The sequence below is a fragment of the Burkholderia sp. Ax-1720 genome, assembly GCF_011753035.1.
In the GTDB taxonomy this organism is placed as follows: Bacteria; Pseudomonadota; Gammaproteobacteria; order Burkholderiales; family Burkholderiaceae; genus Burkholderia; species Burkholderia gladioli.
On the sequence record NZ_VWWK01000026.1, the window covers coordinates 13,899 to 34,252 of the forward strand.

At 66.3% G+C, this 20,354-nt stretch carries 17 protein-coding genes; 12 read left to right on the forward strand and 5 right to left on the reverse strand.

The window, feature by feature from the left end; all coding sequences use genetic code 11:
* Nucleotides 1-329: 329 nt before the first annotated feature.
* The 4 genes from F3J18_RS11125 to F3J18_RS11140 all read left to right on the forward strand — a co-directional run bounded on the left by F3J18_RS11125 (nucleotide 330) and on the right by F3J18_RS11140 (nucleotide 5,257).
* The gene (locus F3J18_RS11125) at nucleotides 330-1,418 is read left to right on the forward strand and encodes an HlyD family secretion protein (RefSeq protein ID WP_166912847.1); all 1,089 of its coding nucleotides are present in this window, start codon (nucleotides 330-332) and stop codon (nucleotides 1,416-1,418) included.
* Nucleotides 1,415-2,986, forward strand: coding sequence for a DHA2 family efflux MFS transporter permease subunit (locus F3J18_RS11130; protein WP_025102007.1), 1,572 nt, complete (start codon nucleotides 1,415-1,417; stop codon nucleotides 2,984-2,986). The genes F3J18_RS11125 and F3J18_RS11130 overlap by 4 nt, the downstream gene beginning before the upstream one ends.
* A 1-nt stretch (nucleotide 2,987) precedes the next feature.
* Nucleotides 2,988-4,559 carry an efflux transporter outer membrane subunit gene (locus tag F3J18_RS11135; protein WP_240156383.1) on the forward strand — a complete coding sequence of 524 codons (1,572 nt, stop codon included), beginning with the start codon at nucleotides 2,988-2,990 and terminating at the stop codon, nucleotides 4,557-4,559.
* 101 nt (nucleotides 4,560-4,660) lie between these two features.
* Nucleotides 4,661-5,257, forward strand: a complete 597-nt coding sequence (locus tag F3J18_RS11140) for a TetR/AcrR family transcriptional regulator (RefSeq protein ID WP_166912848.1) — start codon at nucleotides 4,661-4,663, stop codon at nucleotides 5,255-5,257.
* Between the two features lie 29 nt (nucleotides 5,258-5,286).
* Here the strand turns inward: F3J18_RS11140 and F3J18_RS11145 are convergent, their stop codons facing one another.
* On the reverse strand, nucleotides 5,287-7,452 hold the full coding sequence (locus tag F3J18_RS11145) for an SMI1/KNR4 family protein (protein WP_240154595.1): 2,166 nt from the start codon (nucleotides 7,450-7,452) through the stop codon (nucleotides 5,287-5,289).
* A 233-nt stretch (nucleotides 7,453-7,685) separates the two neighbouring features.
* Here F3J18_RS11145 and F3J18_RS11150 point away from each other — a divergent pair, with 233 nt between their 5' ends.
* Entirely contained in the window at nucleotides 7,686-9,437 is a 1,752-nt protein-coding gene (locus F3J18_RS11150) for a hypothetical protein (RefSeq protein ID WP_166912849.1), read from the forward strand.
* A 130-nt stretch (nucleotides 9,438-9,567) separates the two neighbouring features.
* Nucleotides 9,568-10,989, forward strand: a complete 1,422-nt coding sequence (locus F3J18_RS11155) for a hypothetical protein (protein ID WP_166912850.1) — start codon at nucleotides 9,568-9,570, stop codon at nucleotides 10,987-10,989.
* 24 nt (nucleotides 10,990-11,013) lie between these two features.
* Here F3J18_RS11155 and F3J18_RS11160 read toward each other — a convergent pair whose 3' ends face one another.
* Nucleotides 11,014-11,898, reverse strand: coding sequence for a MurR/RpiR family transcriptional regulator (locus tag F3J18_RS11160; RefSeq protein ID WP_166912851.1), 885 nt, complete (start codon nucleotides 11,896-11,898; stop codon nucleotides 11,014-11,016).
* A 260-nt stretch (nucleotides 11,899-12,158) separates the two neighbouring features.
* Between F3J18_RS11160 and ggt the strand changes: the two genes are divergently transcribed.
* From ggt to F3J18_RS11175, 3 genes are all read left to right on the forward strand, one after another.
* Nucleotides 12,159-13,916 carry a gamma-glutamyltransferase gene (gene ggt / locus F3J18_RS11165; RefSeq protein WP_017917957.1) on the forward strand — a complete coding sequence of 586 codons (1,758 nt, stop codon included), beginning with the start codon at nucleotides 12,159-12,161 and terminating at the stop codon, nucleotides 13,914-13,916.
* A 304-nt stretch (nucleotides 13,917-14,220) separates the two neighbouring features.
* Nucleotides 14,221-14,754, forward strand: coding sequence for a hypothetical protein (locus F3J18_RS11170; protein WP_013689465.1), 534 nt, complete (start codon nucleotides 14,221-14,223; stop codon nucleotides 14,752-14,754).
* A 110-nt stretch (nucleotides 14,755-14,864) separates the two neighbouring features.
* Nucleotides 14,865-15,593, forward strand: coding sequence for a hypothetical protein (locus F3J18_RS11175; protein WP_166912852.1), 729 nt, complete (start codon nucleotides 14,865-14,867; stop codon nucleotides 15,591-15,593).
* Between the two features lie 98 nt (nucleotides 15,594-15,691).
* Here the strand turns inward: F3J18_RS11175 and F3J18_RS11180 are convergent, their stop codons facing one another.
* Nucleotides 15,692-16,087, reverse strand: coding sequence for a hypothetical protein (locus tag F3J18_RS11180; protein ID WP_166912853.1), 396 nt, complete (start codon nucleotides 16,085-16,087; stop codon nucleotides 15,692-15,694).
* Between F3J18_RS11180 and F3J18_RS11185 the strand changes: the two genes are divergently transcribed.
* A complete protein-coding gene (locus F3J18_RS11185; RefSeq protein ID WP_111946562.1) occupies nucleotides 16,080-16,274 on the forward strand; it encodes a hypothetical protein in 195 nt (64 codons plus the stop codon). The genes F3J18_RS11180 and F3J18_RS11185 overlap by 8 nt on opposite strands.
* A 12-nt stretch (nucleotides 16,275-16,286) precedes the next feature.
* On the opposite strand, the gene F3J18_RS11190 is transcribed toward F3J18_RS11185, so the two are convergent.
* Both F3J18_RS11190 and F3J18_RS11195 read right to left on the reverse strand, forming a co-directional pair.
* Nucleotides 16,287-16,871 carry a hypothetical protein gene (locus F3J18_RS11190; protein ID WP_166912854.1) on the reverse strand — a complete coding sequence of 195 codons (585 nt, stop codon included), beginning with the start codon at nucleotides 16,869-16,871 and terminating at the stop codon, nucleotides 16,287-16,289.
* A gap of 159 nt (nucleotides 16,872-17,030) precedes the next feature.
* Nucleotides 17,031-17,747, reverse strand: a complete 717-nt coding sequence (locus tag F3J18_RS11195) for a GntR family transcriptional regulator (protein ID WP_166912855.1) — start codon at nucleotides 17,745-17,747, stop codon at nucleotides 17,031-17,033.
* A 169-nt stretch (nucleotides 17,748-17,916) separates the two neighbouring features.
* Here F3J18_RS11195 and F3J18_RS11200 point away from each other — a divergent pair, with 169 nt between their 5' ends.
* Both F3J18_RS11200 and F3J18_RS11205 read left to right on the forward strand, forming a co-directional pair.
* Nucleotides 17,917-18,978 carry a proline racemase family protein gene (locus F3J18_RS11200; RefSeq protein WP_166912856.1) on the forward strand — a complete coding sequence of 354 codons (1,062 nt, stop codon included), beginning with the start codon at nucleotides 17,917-17,919 and terminating at the stop codon, nucleotides 18,976-18,978.
* 187 nt (nucleotides 18,979-19,165) lie between these two features.
* Nucleotides 19,166-20,281: a branched-chain amino acid ABC transporter substrate-binding protein gene (locus tag F3J18_RS11205; RefSeq protein WP_025101263.1), complete on the forward strand. Its 1,116-nt coding sequence runs from the start codon at nucleotides 19,166-19,168 to the stop codon at nucleotides 20,279-20,281.
* Nucleotides 20,282-20,354: the final 73 nt, after the last annotated feature.

Genomic DNA, 20,354 nt, shown 5'->3' on the forward strand with positions numbered 1-20,354 from the left:
GTCCGCAACGAGCCGCTTCCATTCCGTTTCCCGTCATGGCTTGCGCCGCTCATTGTGGGCGGCGGTAATCCTCCGACGATTTCCCTCCTTCCGTCCGACCTTTGTGCGTCGCATCGAGACGCTTGCTCATTGAATGATGTTCGTCATATCATGTTGCATGATGGTCGTCATATTATGGCGATGCGCGGCGCCCGTGAGCCGCGCCCGGCAAGGCGCCGGGGCGTATCACGGGCGCCGCGCGCGCATCCGGCCGCTCTCCGTCAGCCAGGGCCGGGCACCCCGCAGCGGTGGCCCGACCTGCCAGGCACCCCCGATTACAGGAGTCAAGCATGCAAGACAACAACGCCGCCGCAGGCGATGCCGCGGCAGGGCGCGATGCACCCCGCAAACGACGGATCATTCCTTTCGTCATCCTGACGGTCGTGGTGATCGGCGCGGTGGGTTACGGCATCTACTGGTGGTTGAGCGGACGTTTCTACGAGTCGACCGACGATGCCTATGTCGGCGGCAACGTCACGGTGATCTCGCCGCGCGTCTCGGGCTACGTGGCGCGCGTGCTGGTGGCCGACAACGCGCTGGTCCATGCCGGGCAGCCGCTGATCGAGCTCGATCCTGCCGATTTCAAGGCGCGCCTCGACGCGGCGCAGGCCGAGGTCGACGCGGCCAAGGCGGCGCTCACGCGCCTCGACGCGCAGCACCAGCTGGTGGAGGCCGACATCGCGCAAGCCCAGGCGCAAGCCGATGTCGACACCGCCTCGCTGCAGTTCGCCAATCGCGACGCCGAGCGCTACAGCAATCTCGCCGAATCGCATTCGGGCACGCAGCAGGATTCGCAGCGCGCGCAGACCTCGCTCGACCAGGCTCGCGCCCGCGTGCGCGCCTCGGCGGCGGCGGTCAACGCGCAGCGCCGTCAATTGACGGTGATCGAGGCGCAGAAGGTCGAGGCGCAGGCGCGCGTGGAGCAGGCGCAAGCCTCGATGCGCAATGCCAGGCTCGATAACGGCTACACCACGCTCTACGCGCCGGTCGACGGCTACGTCGGCAATCGCTCCGCGCATCCCGGCACCTACGTGGCGGCCGGCACGCAGCTGATGTCGCTGGTGCCCGCCAAGGGCCTGTGGATCGACGCGAACTTCAAGGAAGACCAGATCCGTCACATGCGCATGGGCCAGGCCGTCGAGATCGAGGCCGACGTCGACTCGGGCCTGAAGATCGAAGGGCATGTGGAGAGCCTGGCGCCCGCCACCGGCTCGGTGTTCAGCGTGATCCCCGCGCAGAACGCCACCGGCAACTTCACCAAGATCGTGCAGCGCGTGCCGGTGCGCATCGCGCTCGACCCGGCCGTCGCCTCGCTCGGCGCACTGCGTGCCGGGCTGTCGGTGGTCGCCACCGTCGATACCCGATCGGCCGCGCGATGAGCACGCCCGCCCAGGGAGCCGCGAGCGCCCATCCCCCCGTGCTGCCGTTCGCGGTGATGTGCGTGGGCATGTTCGTCGCGCTGCTCGACATCCAGGTGGTGGCCGCCTCGCTGCAGGACATCGGCGGCGGCCTGTCGGCCGGCCAGGACCAGATCGGCTGGCTGCAGACCGCCTACCTGATCGCCGAGATCATCACGATTCCGCTGTCGGGCTGGCTCACGCGCGTGTTCTCCACGCGCTGGCTGTTCGTGGCCTCGGCGATCGGCTTCACGATCGCCAGCATGCTCTGCGGGCTGGCCTGGAGCATCGGCAGCATGATCCTGTTCCGCGCCTTGCAGGGCATGCTCGGCGCGTCGATGATCCCCACCGTGTTCACCTCGTCCTTCCACTACTTCCAGGGCAAGCGCCGGCAGATGTCGGCCGCGGTGATCGGCACCATCGCGGCGGTGGCGCCGGCGCTCGGGCCGGTGATCGGCGGCTGGATCACCGACACCATGTCGTGGCGCTGGATCTTCTACATCAACGTGATACCGGGCCTCTTGGTCGCGCTCGGGGTGGCGACCATGGTCCGCATCGACGAGCCGGACATCTCGCTGCTCAAGGACGCCGACTATCCCGGCATCGTGCTGATGGCGGTGTTCCTCGGCTTCCTCGAATACGTGCTGGAGGAAGGCTCGCGCTGGAACTGGTTCGACGATGCCGACATCCGCCACTCGGCCTGGATCTCCGGTATCGCCGGCGTGCTGTTCGTGTGGCGCAGCCTGGTGTACGCGCATCCGGTGGTGGACCTGCGCGCATTCTCCAACCGCAACTTCACGATCGGCTGCATCCTGTCCTTCATCACCGGCATCGGCATCTTCAGCACCATCTACCTGCTGCCGCTGTTCCTCGGCTACGTGCGCGGCCTGTCGGCGCTGCAGACCGGCGCGATCGTCTGCGCCACTGGGCTCGGCGGCTTCCTCGGCGTGCCGGCCTACATGTCGCTCGCCAACCGGGTCGACACGCGCTACCTGATGATGTTCGGCCTCGCCATGTTCGGCCTGTCGATGCTGAGCTTCGCGCAGATCACGCACGAATGGGGCGGCGACCAGTTGTTCTGGCCGCAGATCATCCGCGGCCTGCCGCAGGTGTTCGCGGTCGCGCCGGCCGTCACGCTCGGGCTCGGCAGCCTGCCGATGGCGCGCGTGAAGTATGCGAGCGGCCTGTTCAACATGATGCGCAACCTGGGCGGCGCGGTCGGCATCGCGATCTGCGGCGCGATCCTCAACAACCGCACGAACTTCCACTTCGAGCGCATCGCCAGCGCGCTGACGAGCAGCAATGCCGCCATGCAGTCGCTGCTCGACGGCTCGCAGGCGAGCTTCGGGCAGGCCTTCGGCGACACCGCGCACGCGGCCTCGGCCACGCTGCTGCAACTGCGCTCGCTGGCGTTCCGCGAAGCCTCGACGATGGCCTACGCGGATGCGTTCCTGGTGATCGGCGCGGCCTTCGCGCTGGCCGTCCTGCTGGCCCCGATGCTGCGCAAGGTAGGTGCGCCGCCGCCCCCGAGCCGCGACTCCGGACACTGACATGGATGCGAACAAGATGGTTTCGATGAATACCGAGCGGCGCCTGCCATGGCGCGCACTCGCGCCGGCCGCGCTGGCGAGCCTGCTGCTGGCGGGCTGCATGGTCGGCCCCGACTATCACCGGCCCGAGCTGGCGATGGCCGACCACTATCATTCCGGCGCCGCGCTCGGCCAGCTCGCGAGCGACGGCAACGCCGACCTGGCCCGCTGGTGGCGCGGCTTCGACGATCCGGTGCTGACGCGCATCGTCGAGCGCGTGCTGGCGCAGAACCTCGACCTCGAGGCTGCCCAGGCGCGCGTGATCCAGGCGCGCGCGGCGGCGGGGCAGGCCGCCACCGGCTGGTTGCCGCAAGGCAGCCTGGACGGCAGCGTCACCGAGCAGCGCCAGTCGCTGGTGAGCCCGTTCGGCACCGTGGCGAGCCAGTTCCCCGGCTACAAGCGCAACATCACGGTCGAGCAGATCGACGTGGGCGCCAGCTGGGAGCTCGATCTGGCGGGCGGCCTGCATCGCCAGGCCGAGGCGCTGCGCGACGAGGCCGACGCGGCCGAGGCCTCGCGCATGGGCACGCGCGTCTCGGTGGTGGCCGAGGCCGCCGACGCCTACTTCCAGCTGCGCAGCGCGCAGGCCGCGATCGTGCTGCTGCGCGAGCAGATCGATACCGACCAGGCCTATGTGCGCGTGATGGACGACCGGGTCCACCAGGGCGTCGCGCTCGATCGCCAACGCGACGACGCCGAGGCCACGCTCGCGCAGGATCGGGCGCTGCTGCCGGGGCTGCGCACGCTGGCCGAGCGCCAGCGCAACCGGCTCGACGTGCTAATGGGCGACGCGCCCGGCACCAACGCCGCCGCGATCGGCGATACGCCGCCCGACATGTGGGTCTCGCCGGGGCTGCCGGCCGACCTGCGCCCGGCCGACCTGTTGCGGCGGCGGCCCGACGTGATCGCGGCCGAGCGCAAGCTGGCCTCGTCGACGGCCGGCATCGGCGCGGCGCTCTCGCAGTATTACCCGGACATTTCCTTGTCCGGGCTGCTCGGCTTCGACCGTATGAACAACGGCAGCCTGTTTACCGCGCGCGCCTTCGAGCCCACCGCGCTGGCCGGGCTGCACTGGCGCCTGTTCGATTTCGGCCGCGTCGATGCCGAGGTCACGCAGGCCAAGGGGGCGCGCGCCGAGGCCTTCGCGCGCTACCGGCAATCGGTGCTGCGCGCCAGCGAGGATGTGGAGAACGCGCTGGTGGCGCTGGCCGAGGCCGGCGAGAACACCGATCAGTGGCGCGCGGCGGTGGGCGCGAACAGCCGCGCCGAGCAATCGGCGCAGCGCAGTTACCAGCAGGGCGCGGCCGCCGAGGGCGACCTGCTGCTGCGCCGGCGCAGCCTGCTGGAGGCGCGCCGCGCCTGGGTGCTGGCCAGCGGCGATCGGGCGCGCGCCACGGTGGCGGCCTATCGCGCGCTGGGCGGCGGCTGGGCGCCGGAAGCGCCGCACGATTCGCACGAGGCGGCGCTGGCCAGCAATGCATCGGCATCGACCGCGCCGGCTGCGGGTACGTCGCACGCGAACGCGATGCCGTAAGGGCCGCGCGCCCGCTTGCCCGGCCTCGCTCAGCGAATGGGGCGGGGTCGCGGCAGAGGGCGGCGTGGTATGTTGTAGCGTTATTTGGCGAGGTGAGACGGATGCGATACAGCCCCGAGCACAAACAGGAAAGCCGCAATCGCGTGCTGGCGGCGGCGGCGCGCGCGATCCGCGAACAGGGTCCGGACAACGTCAGCGTGGCCGCCGTGATGGCCGAGGCGGGTCTCACGCATGGCGGGTTCTACGCGCATTTCGCATCGAAGGGCGCGCTGATCGTGGCTGCCATCGACTTCATGTTCGACGAGACCGCCGCGCGCCTGGACAAGCGCATGCACGGCAAGTCGCCGCGCGAGGCGCTGCTCGCCTATATCGACCACTACCTGTCGGCCACGCATTGCGCCGCGCGCAATACGGGTTGCCCGATCGCCGCGCTCGGTTCGGATATCCCGCGCCTCGACGACGAGACGCGCGCCGCCTTCGCGCGCGGCATGGAGCGGCAGCAGGAGCGCATCGCGGGGCAACTGCAGTTGCTCGGTTACGAGGATGCCGATTCGATGGCGCGCTCGATGCGCTCGGAGATGTTCGGCGCGCTGCTCAGCGCGCGGCTGGTGGACGGCGAGGCGCGCGAGGAGATTCTGGAGACCTCGCGGCGCGTGCTGTTGAAGCGGTTTCATCTGGAAACCGAAGCGGTGGAGTGAGTTGGGGGTGCATCGGTGCGCGCCGCGAGTCATTCGCGATATCGATGCACCTCGACGCGATCCGCGACATGTGCCAGCCAGTCGGCGTAACTCGTCGCCACCTGTTCGCGTTCCGGATCGTCGTGCCAGATGCGAATCACCTGTCCGAACGTGCCCCCAGGCGCTGGATCGAGATCGAGGCATAGGTGATTGCCGCTACCGTCGTGCGTGAAAGGAATCCACCCTGGGTTGTACCAATCGTCTCGTATGCCCGGTTCGGGCTCGGAACTCATGCCGTCGAAATCACCGCTGTCGGCCAGCCCTCTCCAGATTGACCATTGAACAAGGATGTCTCGCGCGCTCAACAAGCGGTCGCTATCAACCAGCGCGTTATGCGGTTGCACCTGGCCATCATGCATGCGCAGGCTGTCGAGCAAGGCCTGGGGCAGGGACGCCTGGGTAGCGGCTTGCAACCGCGCGATATCGTCGTCGTTCGCCGGTTCGTTGAAACCTCCCGGCAGCAGTCCTGGACAAGCGAATATCGCTGCCTCGATGCGTCGCCAGACCAAGGGAAGATCGGCAGACGGCAGCGACGGGGCGGACGATATGCTGTCGACCGTCGACGAGGGTGCTTCTTTCCGTGATGCGATGGCCGGCATCGTGGGATGAAGGAGGATATCGGGAGAGGTCCGATCCAATCGAAGAAACAGGACCGGGCTTCCTGATTCGATCGACTTGTCACCGGCCGGGATTGCCACGAGCACATCCGCATTCGCGACGCCGCTAATTTGACCTTCCCCCTGGAACGGTAGCAATTTGATCGATGACCTGCCGTCCGCGCCGAGATCCCGGTTACCCCATCGCATCGCATTGAACTCGGAATCTCGCTCGACCGAGTGCGCGACGATGCCGGTTTCCCACTGCGGGCCGGGCATCGCGACATGTTCCAGCAGGCCGAGCACATGCGCCGCCACGGTATGTAGGCCGATGGCCACGGCACCGATGTGGCCCGGGAAATTGAGCAGCGTGGCTTGATCGTAGGCGGTCAGCGTCTGCGTGCCGCCTGGTGTGCCGTCGGGCCGCAACCGCGGAATGGTCCATCGCTTTGACGGCGAGCGATCCTCGCTCCGTCCGAGATCGAATCGTCCGGCAGGCGATTGCTTGATGTCGATGGTCATTCGCGCATTTGTATACTGCGTCTGCCCGTTCAGACCACGGGTCTGAAATGGCGGACTACCGGGCAACCCGGCACCGATGATCAGGTCGTAGCGCTTCGACAACTCGGAAAGCCGCTGCTTGAAAAGCTGTTCGTCGTGCTGCACTGCATGTGGCGCCTGAATCGGGTTCGGTGGCGTGAGGTACTCGACCGCGGGAACCTCGTAACCCCACTGGCGCAACACCGCGCGCACGTAGGCGCCAGTCGCGTCGGGCCGTCGCCAGGGCTCGCGCACGGCTTCCGACATGGCCCGATCGTGGCCGACGATCAGGACGCCGATGCGCGGGCGTTTGACCACGTTCACTTCACGCAAGCCAGCGGCGATCAGCGCCAACTGATGGCGAGGGCCAAGACGCGTCCCCTTGGAAACCACCACCTCGCCCTGCCGATATTCGCTACCCGTCGTGACGACATTGCGCGATTCCGGCAACGGATACTGCAAAACCAGATAGGGCTGCTCATTACGGTATGCAGGCCGATGCTCGACATGCGAGGCAACGGTGTCCGCATGTTCGGGGAGTGGAAACCAGGCGGCGGCTTCGGCTGCTCGTCCCATCTGAAGTGCGCGGGACGCGGGGCTGGCATCGCCGGTCAGCAGCAGGCGCAATCCCGAGTCGACGCGTAACTCGGCAGGCTGGCGCGCTGTCGCGGCTGCCGTGTCGGCTGCGCGCAACGCATAGCCGTCGCAACTCGCCAACGCGACTGCCGGTACGTCACCGGGCGCAACGATATCGATTGCCGTGACACGCGCCAAGGCGTCCTCGACCGTGACTGTTTCAATCAACATCGCGCCTGGGACGGCATGTGCGCATAGCTCGTAGGCCTGTTTCAGCCAGGCAGGGAAGACTGCTTGTTCGCGCATACGTTCCTCGAATGCCATATCACGGCTCGCGGGGCTAATCGCGAATCGCATTTCCTTGGGGATGCGACAGAATCGGAGATCATCGCTTCGTCGCGCTTGCGCATCGACGTCGATGTGCAATGGTTGATTATCGGGCATGCATTGCCGCAAGTAGATGATGTCGAGGAATGAGTCTGCTCGACGCTCATTGCCTTTGTCGATTCGATGTCCCGTCGATTTCTCGTTCGTGACGTTCTCGCGATATTCCTTGTCGGTTCGCCTCTTGCATAGGAATATGCATCACCGGACCGGCTGGGGCGCATTGGAAGGATTCGTTCCATCTGGTTGTTTTTGTTTGACGAGAACAATACATTCTAGGCGCAACGAGAGGGATGATTTCGATGACGTCAAGGTTTCGGCGCGCGTTGATTGGCGCGATCGCGCGAGTGTCGGTCGCGCTGCTGTTTGTTTCAGGCATTGCAACCGGCGCCCGGGCTCAGCAGATGGATTTCGGCGGCATGTACGGCATGGGCGGAACGCCGTCGGGTACCTATTTCAACAACCCGGCCACCCATGCGCCGTCCTGCCCGGCGGGCTATACCGCTTATCAGGTGCTCGGCACGTCCAACGTGGACTGGCCAGCCTTCTGGTGCGGGCGTCCGCATGTCAGCGGTGTCGATCCGCTATTCGATTTTGGCGGAACCTACGCTTATTCATCGAGCACGGCCCAGGGTGCCGTGCCTTGGAAAGGCTATAACGCCTACGTCAATCCGTTCACTCATACGGATACCTGTCCACCGGGATATTCGAGCAGCCAGGTTCTGGGCACACCGAACGTCGACAACACGCTGTACTTTTGCTATCGGCCCCATCAGGCAAGTGGCCCGTCGATGACATTCGGCGGCATGACGGGAGACGGGCTGCCGCCTTATCCGAATCCGGCCACCGGCACCAGCTACACCTGTCCCCAGGGTTATGTGCGATACAGCGCCTACGGAACGCCTGGCGTCGATTATGCGATCTTCTACTGCGGAATCGCGGTCGATACGTCGTCCGTCAAGGCCGGCGATGGCTCGCTTGGCATTGGCGAGCCATTGGTATCGAATACCATTGTCAACAACTGGGGACTGCAGGATCAGATCAATGGCATCCTCTCGCTCCATCCGCGTGTCGTGAGGATGTGGATGTTGAGTTGGCAGGAATTCAGCGGCATATCGGCCGGTGTCGTTCAGCCGAATCCCGCCAACCTGGCGCTCTACCAGCAGTCCGTCGATCAACTGGTGCGGGCCGGTGTGACCGTGGTGGGAATGGACAACTCCTATCCATCCTGGATGACCGGCTCCAGCACGACGGCCGATTCGGCGAGCATTCCGTGCCCGGGCAGCGGTGCGCCCTACACCACATTTCTCGCCAACTGGCAGGCTACCTGGAAGGCACAAGCGCTGGCATTTCCCGGCATCGCCCAATGGGAAATCGGAAACGAGCTCAATGGCGCAAGGACGCTGTTGCCGATCCAGACCGGCGCCGGTTCGTGCGGCAAGACGACGTTCAATTATGCCGATCGCCTCAGGATTGCCCTCGATCTCATGTACTGGGGAGATCGCGGCGTCAAAGCTGGTAATCCGGGCGCGACGGTGTACATGCCGGCCGCGGCGCCTGTCACGGCGGATGACATTGCCTCGAACGATCCGAGCCTGAATGGAATCGCGAGGTATCTGGGCGACATCTACCGGGCCATCGCCGCGAATGGCGCTCTGTCGACGAACAAGCGTGACTATTTCGACGGGGCGAACTGGCATCCCTACATCGCCCAGGACGCCACCATGAGCACCTGGGTTGCCACCAACCAGGCGGTGCACGATGTCCTGGCAAGCAATGGGGACGGCGGCATTCCGGTCCTGCTGTCGGAGGACGGCTATACCACGCCCAACACCTCGGCTTCGCAGCAAGCCATGCTCGACACGATCAATCTCACGCAGACTAACCTGCCCTGGGTCAGGTACCTGATCTGGTTCAGGGCGTTCGCCAACAGCCCGGATCCGGAATACGCCATCCTGCTTGGATTCCCGTTCCAGCAAACCTTGTCGTCCCAGGTGTTTTGCCAATTCACCGGATGCGGCAATCTCCCGTATCGGCAGTATTGACACGGGAGCAGGCATCACACCACGAGACCCGAGCGGCGGATGGCCCGCGCCGCGAATCTCGTCGATAATCGCTCGTCGTCCAACTACAAAATCTCACCGCGAGGGCCGCAAGATGCAAAAACGAAAATGGATGGGGGCTGCCGGCTGGCTGCTGGCAGCGATGCTTGCGTGGCTGCCGGCAGCATGGGCTACGCCCACCGACGTGTCGGCTGGTTCTTTTGTCTTCCTCAGCCCGGAAACCGCCTGCGCGGCGAACCCGCAGAACTGCATCACCACCAACGCCGCGGCGGCGGGGACGGCGGTCGATGCGCTGGTCCAGGCCGGTGGCGCGTTCTTCCTGCTGCCGTCCCTGGATCGCTTCGATCCGCAGGTGCTCGAATCCGCCATCGCGTCCCGCCACAAGAAATTCCTCAGCTTCGAGGAATGGGCCTTCCAGGCAGCGCGATCGACCGGCAAGTTCGATTGCGCGTCCTATACGGCAAACCGCATCGTCCCGTTCCTGTTGCCCTTGAAGGCTGCCTATCCTGACGCGTTCTACGGCTTCAATCTCGCCGACGAACCCGGCAGCTCGGTTCATGCGGACCTGGGACAGTTGCGCGCCTGCCTGAAGCAGCAACCCCAATTCGCGGCGATGAAGATCTTCGTCAACCTGGGGCCGGCCAATGCGAATTCGGCGGCCCTGAACGATTACCGCTCGCCCAAGGCAGATATCCTGTCTCCGGCCGAGTACGGGGTGGACTGCAGCAGCAATACCATTGCCAACCGCAGCCTGACCAACATGGTGATTGCCAATTACGGCGCCTATGTCCGTTCGGCCATCAACAACATCGGGCCGGACATCCTGGCGTTCGACAATTATCCGTTTACGCCTGCTTTCGATACCTGCTCCGCGGCGCGCGAATTGATCACCAGCGAGAACATGAGCAATATCGCCGGCATCGCGCGTACCGCCGGCATTGCCTCGGTCGCCTACCTCCAGAACATGCGCACGCCGCCCGGCGTCACCCCGGTGAGATTCGACAGCGCGGGATTCCACGCGCTGCGCTGGTACTCGGCCTGGTTCTTCACGTTCGGCGGGCAGGGTTTCGCGAACTTCCTCAGTCATGACGCGTCGGCGAGCGTCGCGGGAATCCCGATGCAGGGCATGCTCTCGATCGACAACACGCCGCGCGATCTGCTCAACGAGCAGCAGTCCACCTTCGGGATGAACAGCCAGGTCCAGGCGAACCTCCAGGGATATCCGTTCCAGGATTTCGTCGCGCCCTGGTTGGGTGTCAACACCGGCACCGTGATCGGCTGGCTGCCCTCGACGGATCTGATGGCGGGCGAATATGGCACGCCGGCCGGCGGCCGCGTGATGCTCTTCATCGCAAGCCGGCCGATCACGGGCACCGTCGGCACGACGCTCGGGCTCAATCAATGGTGGGCGAAGATCGAGCAGCTCGATTTCAATACCGGCACGTGGAAGGTGGTGGGCACCAGCACCAATGCCATCACGGTGTCGCTGGGCGATTTCCCGGGCGCGCTCTATCGTCTATCGAGCCAGCCCTGAACGAAGGGCGGACCTCGGTCCGCCTCACCCCTCCCGCCGATTCCCATGCTCGTCCCGCTCCCGCGCGGGCGGCATGTGCAGCAAGGCCTCGACCCGCTCCATCCTCTGCCGGGCCAGCTCGGGCTGCCGGCTCACCATGCTGATCACCAGCATCTCGCAGAGCGCGAGCGCCGGCACCGAGCTCTCCAGCACCTCGTAAGGCCGCCCGTGCACGCGCAGCACCACCTCGGCGAAGGCGCCGATCGGCGACATCCATTCGTCGGTCAGCAGCAGGATCCGCGCGCCCTGCCGATGCGCGGTGGCGGCGAACTCGATCACCGCTTCCTGGTAGCGGCGGAAGTCGAGCAGCAACAATAGGTCGCCGGGCCCGATGTCGGCGAGGATGCCCCACGACGAGGCCAGGTCGGGCTGGATCAGCGCCACGTTCGGCCGCGTGTAGGCGAGCGAATAGGCCAGCGAGGACGCCAGGAACGACGAATAGCGCCCGCCGCCGCAATGCACGCGCAGGCGCTCGTCCGACAGCAGCGCGACCGCGCGCCCGAAGGCGGCCTCGTCGAAATGCGCCTTGGTGTCCTGCAGCGAATCGGTCAGCCGGTCGAGCATCGAAGCCGGCGTCGGCTCGCCGCTCAACTCCGAGCGCGGCATGTCCATCCGGCTCAGCGGCGAATTCATGGCCGCGTCGATCTCCGCGTGCAGCGCCTGCTGGAAGGCCGAATAACTGTCGAAGCCGAGCTTGAGCGCGAAGCGGAACACGGTGGGCGCGCTCACGCCGGCCCGCTCGGCCACCTCGGCGATCGGCAGCAGCCCGAGGCTCGGGTAGCGCTCGAGCAGCGCCGCGGCGATCCGGTGCTCGGAGGCGGTGAAATCGGGCGGGGCCGACAGCAGGGTGGTGCGGATCGTCTTGCTCATGGTGCCGGTTTCGCTTGCCGCCTATATGGATGGAGAGGAGAGGGCCTGTAACGGACATTACATCCTGCCCGCGAGGAAAAGGCGAAGCAAGGGCGTCGAGCGCGGGTATACACCGGGATTTTGTCCACATATTGCACATGCTACGATCGCCGTCATTCCGATATGTACCGAACGTTACATCCATCGGCAAGGCGGGCAGGCGCATTTCCGGGGGGATCGCGGCTCGGCCGTGAACCCGTCCCCCATGGAGCGCTTATCCGATGCGGCGATTTCTTCTCGTAGCCACCGTCCTGACGCTGGCCGTCCAATCGATTGCCCAGGCGGCATCCGAGCCCGCCGTCGAGGCGCAGCACGGCATGGTGGTGTCCTCGCAGCATCTGGCCTCCGAGATCGGCGTGCAGATCCTCAAGCAGGGCGGCAATGCCGTCGACGCGGCGGTGGCGGTCGGCTACGCGCAGGCCGTGACCAACCCCTGCTGCGGCAACATCGGCGGGGGCGGCTTCATGACCCTGCACCTGGCCGACGGCCGCGACCGCTTCATCAATTTCCGCGAGAAGGCGCCGGCCGGCGCCTCGGCCAACATGTACCTCGACGAGGCCGGCAACGTGAAGCCCGGCGAGAGCCTGTACGGCTATCGCGCGGTCGGCGTGCCGGGCACGGTGGCGGGCCTGAACCTGGCCGAGCGCAAATACGGCAAGCTCACGCTGCGCCAGGTGATGGCGCCGGCGATCAAGCTCGCCCGCGACGGCTTCGTGCTCACGCGCGGCGACACCGACATCCTCGATACCACCACCAAGCGCTTCCGCAGCGATCCGGACGCGGCGCGCATCTTCCTGCGGGCCGACGGCTCGCCGCTGCAGCCGGGCGACCGGCTGGTGCAGAAGGATCTCGCGGCGACGCTCGAGAACATCGCCCGGCACGGCGACGAGGCCTTCTATCACGGCAGGATCCCGCAGGTGGTCGAGGCGGCCTCGAAGCAGGGCGGCGGCGTGATCAGCGCGGCCGACTTCGCCGCCTATCGCGCCGAGGACACCGAGCCGCTCAAGTGCGACTATCGCGGCTACACCTTCATCTCGGCGCCGCCGCCGAGCTCGGGCGGCGTCACGCTGTGCGAGACGCTGAACATCCTCGAAGGCTACGACATGCGCGCGCTCGGCTACCACTCGGCCGCGGCGGTGCACTACATGACCGAGGCGATGCGCCATGCCTACCTGGACCGCAACACCCTGCTGGGCGACCCGCACTTCATCGACAACCCGCTCGACAAGCTGCTGAGCAAGGACTACGCGGCCGAGCTGCGCAAGACCATCAGCGAGGACAAGGCCTCTTCGTCGAAGGACGTGATCCCGGGCTTCAGCGTGCATGAGAAGCCGGAAACCACCCACTACTCGATCATCGACGCCGACGGCAACGCGGTGTCGACCACCTACACCGTCAACGGCCGCTTCGGTGCCGTGGTGATCGCGCCGGGCACGGGCTTCTTCCTCAACGACGAGATGGACGACTTCACCGTCAAGGTGGGCGTGCAGAACCTGTTCGGCCTGGTGCAGGGCACGCGCAACGCGATCGCGCCGGGCAAGCGCCCGCTCTCGTCGATGGCGCCCACGGTGGTGACCAAGGACGGCAAGACCTTCATGGTGATCGGCTCGCCGGGCGGCTCGCGGATCATCACGATCACGCTGGAAACCGCGCTGAACGTGATCGACTACGGGATGGCGCCGCAGGACGCGGTGGACGCGCCGCGCATCCATCATCAGTGGCTGCCCGACGAGGTCTATTACGAAACCATGGGCCTGTCGCCCGACACGCTCGCGATCCTGCGCAAGATGGGCTACAAGATGGTCGAGCAGACCCCCTGGGGCGCCGCCGAACTGGTGCTGGTCGGCCTGCCCGGCACCGAGGTGGCCAGCCGCGTCAGCTCGGGCAACGATTCCTCGGTGTCCGGCATCGTGCGGCCCGGCTTCATCTACGGCGCGAACGATCCGCGCCGTCCCGCCGGCGCGGCGGTCGGCTACTGATCGATCGCTGTCGCCGCCCCGCCTCGCCGATATCGCGGCGGGGCGGCTCTCTCGGCTCTCTCTTCTCCCGCGGGCGCATCCGATGACGATGCGCCCGTGTCTTTTCCGGCGGCCCGATTCCTTCGCGGGCGCTCGATCGTTGACGCTGGTGGAACAGTGATGCCCATTCCGGGCGGATGATCTTTGCGGCGCGCTCGCGCATCATCGATGCCAGTCCCCGGTACCGACCGGGAGCCCCGTTCGGCAAGGCGGGCCCGCGCATCGTGGGCGTCCCGCCTGCCACGACCCGCTGGAGTCCCGCTCGATGCCGCGCCGCCTGCTTCGCCTGTTCCCGAGTTTCGTCGCGCTGCTGGCGATGCTCGGCATGACCGCCTGCAGCGGCAAGCCCGAACCCGACGCCGCCCGGAACCTGACCATGAAGCCCTCCGTCACCTATCTGCACCTGCTGCGGCATACGCCGTTCTTCACCGCGCTGTCGACCGAACAACTGCAATGGACCATCGACCATTCGCGCGAATGGGAAGCCCAGGCCGGCGCCGTGATCGCCACCTGCGACGAGGCCGTCGACACCGATGCGCCCTACTGGATCCTGCTCGACGGCGGCTGGCGCGTCGAGGCACGCGATCGCGCGTTTCCGGCCGGGCACGCCGATCCCGGCAAATGGTTCAGTGCAACCGTGGCGAACGGTGCGTCCTGTCGGCTCGTCACCACCGAGACCAGCTACGTGATGCGCATCGAACGCCAGGAAATGCAGCAGATGCTGGCGCGCGGTTTCGGGTTCGGCGCGCATCTCGAGGCGGGGGAGGCTTACTACCGGCGCTTGTTCGCCGGCGAGTGAGCCGGGCGCGCGACCACGATGTCCGGATCATGTCTGCATGGATCTTTCGCGCCGGCATGACAATCCAGGTTGTTTTTCGCGACATTGTTTCGTGTCGATGAGCGATCCCGGTGCAGCGTCCCGAAGGCTCGGGCCTGCTACACGAAACTCGACAAAATTGTTCCCGGCTTCCGCTCAACTTCCGAGGCTCGATGCCGTTAATCCTGCCGACAAATCAGGTTGCGCCCACACGCATGGCGCGCAACGCCTTGGGGAAGGAAGTCATGAACATACAGTCGGGTTCCGGCAATACCGCGGCCGGATCGATCTCGTCTGTCACCTCCACATCGCGTACCGGCAACGGACGTGCGATGCGGATGACGACGAGCCAATCGAACGCGACGGCACGCGCGGCCGTCAGCCATGCCGCGTCGACGCAGAACGCGTCGACGCAAAACACCGGCACGCAGCAGGGCAGCAAGACCGGCACGCAAAACGGCGGCAAGCCCGCCGGCAATTCGACCAGCACCGCGAATACCTCGAATACCGCGAACGGCTCGAAAGCCGCGAGCGGCGCGAATGGCTCGAAAGGCGCGAACGGCAGTAACAGCAGCAGTTCGATCACCGACGATCCGAACTGGCTGCCCAAGCTCAGGAAAAGCATCTCGGGCTGGCGCCAGCAACTGGCCGACGCGCACCATCGCTGGTGGACCTCGCGCCACGATCGCGGCGCACGCAATGCCGCCCGCAAGGACGAGCGCACGCTGCAGGCGTCGATCGCCAGCGCGAACCAGTTCATCGATACCGAGTTGCGCAGCGAACGCATCCGCGTCGGCTCGAAGATCAACACCAGCGCCTGAGGCACGCGTCGACGGCCGCGCCATGCAATGCGCGGCCGCCGCGCCGTCTCTCCATTCGCCAGGAGAACCAGCATGATCATCCCGCCGGGATCCGCCAGTTACACGAGCGCCTTCGATACCTCCTCCTCGGGCACCGGCAACGGCGACCGCGACAGGCAACGCCGGGCCGAGGCAGCGGCCGCGGCCGGCACGGCCAATGCTGCGAATGCGGCGTCTGCCGGCAAGGCGGCGCCGCCCGTGAGTTCCGCCGGTGCCATCGGCAGCGATGCCGCCGGCAAGGCAGCGGCGACGACGTCGCCGAACCCGGCGTCCACCGCAGCCACCACGGCCTCGACCAGCGCATCGAGCGACTCGAAGTCCTCGAATGCTTCCACGTCCTCAGGCGCGTCACCCGCCGCGAGCACCGCGAAACCGGGCAAATCCGGCGGCGCGGCGGGCGCGAGCGGCAGCGGCCAGTCGAACAGCGGCGTCGCCTTGATCGAGCAGGTGATCAAGCGGCTGGAGCAGATGCTCAAGCAGGTGGAGAAGCAGCTCGCCCAGGCCCACAACGAGACCGAGCGACAGGCCCTGCTGCAGGAGATCGAACTGATCAGCGGCCAGTTGCAGCAGGCACTCGCGGCGCTGTCGAAGGCCATGAACGGCCAGACGGGCGGCGCGACCTCGGTGGACATCCACGCCTGAGCGGCGGCGCTGCTATTTCTCGATCATGGCATCGACGAAGCGCGCGGCACGGCGGTCGAATTCCCGGAAATCCGCGCCGCAGGTCTTCCTGACGAGAAACCGGAACAGGTAGCGGCCGGCGACGACGTGCTCGAATTCGTAGTTGGCCGACCATGCCCCGGCGTCCCGGACGCTGACGGTGTCGCCGAACGCGTCGTCGAACACACGATAGCGAATCGGCGTGGACACGCTCGCGGCCGAATCGGCATACAGCCGGAACCCGTCCTGATCGGCAAGCCGGTAAGTGCCCGCTGCTGCCTGCTGCGCCTGGTCGGGCCCGCGGGGAACACCCATCACCACCAGGTGATCGCCTGGCGGGCAGGTGGTGGCGCTGCTGAATTCGAGTCCCGGGATCGGGCGGTTGATGGCGAAGAAGCCGGTGTTGACGATCGGCGCGAGATCGCCGGCGATCGTGAATGTCTGGCGGGAGCCGTCATCTGCCGGGATGTTCACGTGGATCGACTTCGCGGAAGCCTCGGCAGCCTGTTGCCGATACGTCCAGCCCCAGGCCAGCAGGATCGCGGCAAGCGTGGCGACACACCACCAGGTCTTTTTCATTGCGTATCGGCCCCGTGCTCTCTCATTGGTCTTGATTCGATGGCGCAATCGCCGGCGGGGCCGGCGACGCATCGATAGTGGCGAATATACGATATTGCGCGCGAGTCTATCCGCGCATCGGGGCGGGGCCGCCCCGATGGCGAGTCACACGCCGGCGGCTCAAGCCCCGCGCGGCGCGAGCAGCCGCTCCGCCACGCCGACGATGTCGCGCATCGCGTGCTGCAAATGCTCGCGCAGCAGCGCGGCGCCGCCGCGCACGTCGCGCGCGCGGCTCAGCTCGATCATCTCCAGGTGCTCGCGACGCGTGTGCTCGCGAATCGGCACGTTCACCACCTGAAAACGGAAATAGCGCTCGTTGCGATCGTTGAGGCGGCGCAGCGTCTCGATTGCCAGATCCAGCCCCGAAGGCGCGTAGAGCGTTTCATGGAAACGCCAGTTCAACTGCCCCCAGGTGGTTTCGGTCGCCTGGTCCATCTGCAGGACCAGCGCGCGGGCGGCCTCGAAGGTCGTCTCGCTGGAGGCCGGCATCGCGCGGCCGAAGATCCAGGGTTCGAGGCGCAGGCGGATCTCGAAGGTCTCGCGCACCTCGTCGGCCGAGATCGCGCAGACATAGGCGCCCTTGTGCGGAATGATCGTCACGAAGCCCTCGCCCTGCAGGCGCGTGATCGCCTCGCGCACCGGCACGCGGCTCACGCCGAGTTCCTCGGCCAGCGCTTCCTGGCGCAGCGGCGCGCCGGGCGGCAGCTCGCCGCGCAGGATCTTGCCGCGGATCGCCTCCAGCGCGAGATCGACGGTGGTCGAACGGACCAGCTTGCCGGAGGATGGCGAGCGGGCAGGGGAGGAGCCGGGCGGCTCGGACAGGTCTTGCATCGTCATCGTGATTCCTGAATTACAGGCCAAATCATGCCACAGACAGTGCTTGACACCAAAAAACGCGTACAGCATATTGGATACAATCTACAGTGTTCAGGATATCGCAACACGCTGACAGGTTCGATCCGGCCCCGCGGGCCGATCCCCCATTCCTTTCAAGAGGTCAAGGCTCATGCGCTGGAGCAGGACATTTACGGTGGTGAACTGCCACGCCGAAGGCGAGGTCGGCAACGTGGTGACGGGTGGCGTGTTCGACGTGCCCGGCACCAGCATGTTCGAGAAGATGATGTACCTGGAGGAGCAGGCCGACGAACTGCGCCGCATCGCCATCTTCGAGCCGCGCGGCTCGGCGAACCAGAGCGTGAACTTCATCCTGCCGCCCACCGATCCGCGTGCGCAGATGGGCTACGTGATCGCCGAATCGACCGAATACCCGGCCATGTCGGGCTCGAACACCATGTGCGTGGCCACCGTGCTGCTCGAGACGGGCATCCTGCCGATGGTCGAGCCGGTCACCAACCTGCTGCTCGAATCGCCGGCCGGGCTGATCTCGATCCGCTGCGAATGCTCGAACGGCAAGGTCACCAAGGTCGAGTTCACCAACCAGCCGGCTTTCGCCAACCATCTCGACCAGATGATCGAGGTGGAGGGCGTGGGCACGCTGAAGGTGGACGTCGGCTACGGCGGCATGACCTACGTGATCGTCGACGCCGAGGCGCTCGGCTTCGGCATCACGCCCGACGAGGCGCGCGAGCTGTGCGAACTCGGCCAGATCATCAAGACCGCCGCCGCCGAGCAACTGCCCTCGCCGCATCCGCTCAATCCCTACATCAAGGGCATCACGCAGACCGAATTCGTGCTGCCGGTGCGCCGCGAGAACGGCGTGCTGAAGTCGCGCAACACCGTGATCGTCTCGCCGGGCCGCTGCGATCGCTCGCCCTGCGGCACCGGCACCTCGGCGCGGCTCGCGGTGCTGCACGCGAAGGGGCTGATCAGCGTCGGCGAGACCTTCGTGCACGAGTCGATCATCGGCTCCATCTTCGAAAGCCGCATCGCCTCGCTGACCAAGCTCGGCGATCGCCCCGCGGTGGTGCCGGTGGTATCGGGGCAAGCCTGGATCAGCGCGATCTCGCAGGTCGGCGTCGATCCGACCGACCGCTTCCAGACCGGTTTCACGCTGTCGGATACCTGGCTCGAGGCCGTCGACGACAAGCTGATCAAGTCGCGCCAGTAAGCAGCAAGGCATCGATCGACCACGCGGCGCGAGCCGCGTATCGTCACGGAGGACACAGCAAGGCACGGCAGGATCGGAACCGTGGGTTCCGCTCATTTTGTTATTGAGGATTCCGGATCGTTACGGCACCTGGAGCCAGGCCGCCGCCCCGGCTCTCCAGTTGTTGAACCAACCCGTAGGACATGACATGAACAATCTGACCAAGGCAGTGGCAGCGTGCAGTCTTTGCGTGGCGTCGGCGTGGGCGATGGCCGACTCGACCGTGACGATCGGGCTTTCCGGCCCGCTGACGGGCCCCCAGGCCGGCAGCGGCAAGGACAACGAGAACGGGGCGAAGCTGGCGATCGCCGATCTCGATGCGAAGGGCATCACGGTGGGCGGGCAGACGGTCAAGCTCGCGCTCGACTCGGAGGACGACCAGGGCGACCCGAAGGTGGGCGTGCAGATCGCCCAGAAGCTGGCCGACAGCCATGCGCTGGCGGTGCTCGGGCCGAACAACTCGGGTGTGGCGATTCCCGCCTCGCAGATCTACCAGAACGCCGGCGTGGCGACGCTGCCGGTGGCCACCAACCCGGCGCTGACCGCGCAGGGCTACAACACGATCTTCCGGATCGGCGCGAGCGACGCGCAGCTCGGCAGCTCGATGGCCGATTTCGCGCAGAAGGTGCTGAAGGCGAAGAAGGTGGCGGTGATCGACGATCGCACCGCCTACGGCCAGGGCCTGGCGCAGGAGTTCATCAGCGAGGCGCAGAAGATCGGCCTGACCGTGGTCGGGCGCGAGTTCACCAACTCGAACGCGGTGGACTTCCGCGCGATCCTGACCAACCTGAAGGAGAAGGCGCCCGACGCGATCTTCTACGGCGGTTACTCGGCGCAGGCGGGCCCGATGCTCAAGCAGATGCGCTCGATGGCGATTCCGGCCAAGCTGCTCGGCGGCGACGGCATGTGCTCGGCCGAGCTGCCGCAACTGGCCGGCGACGCCTCGGTCGACGCCTTCTGCGCGCAGGGCGGCACCGCGCTCGACAAGACGCCGGCCGGCCATGCCTTCGTGCAGCGCTACAAGTCGACCTATCACGTCGACATGCTGGTGTATGCGGCGAACTTCTACGACGGCGTGATGATGATCGCCAAGGCGATGCAGGCCACCGGCACCACCACCGATCGCGCCAAGATCCGCGGCTACCTGGCGGGCATCGAATACGACGGCATCGCCGGCCATTATTCGTTCGACGCCAACGGCAACCTGAAAGGCGCGCCGACCACCGTCTACACCTTCCGCAAGAACACCCTCACGCCATACTGAGCGCGCATCCGGATGAACGGCGATTCATCCGGTCAAGCGGGGCGGCGTTCGCGCGCCGGTGCCCCCCGCGGGC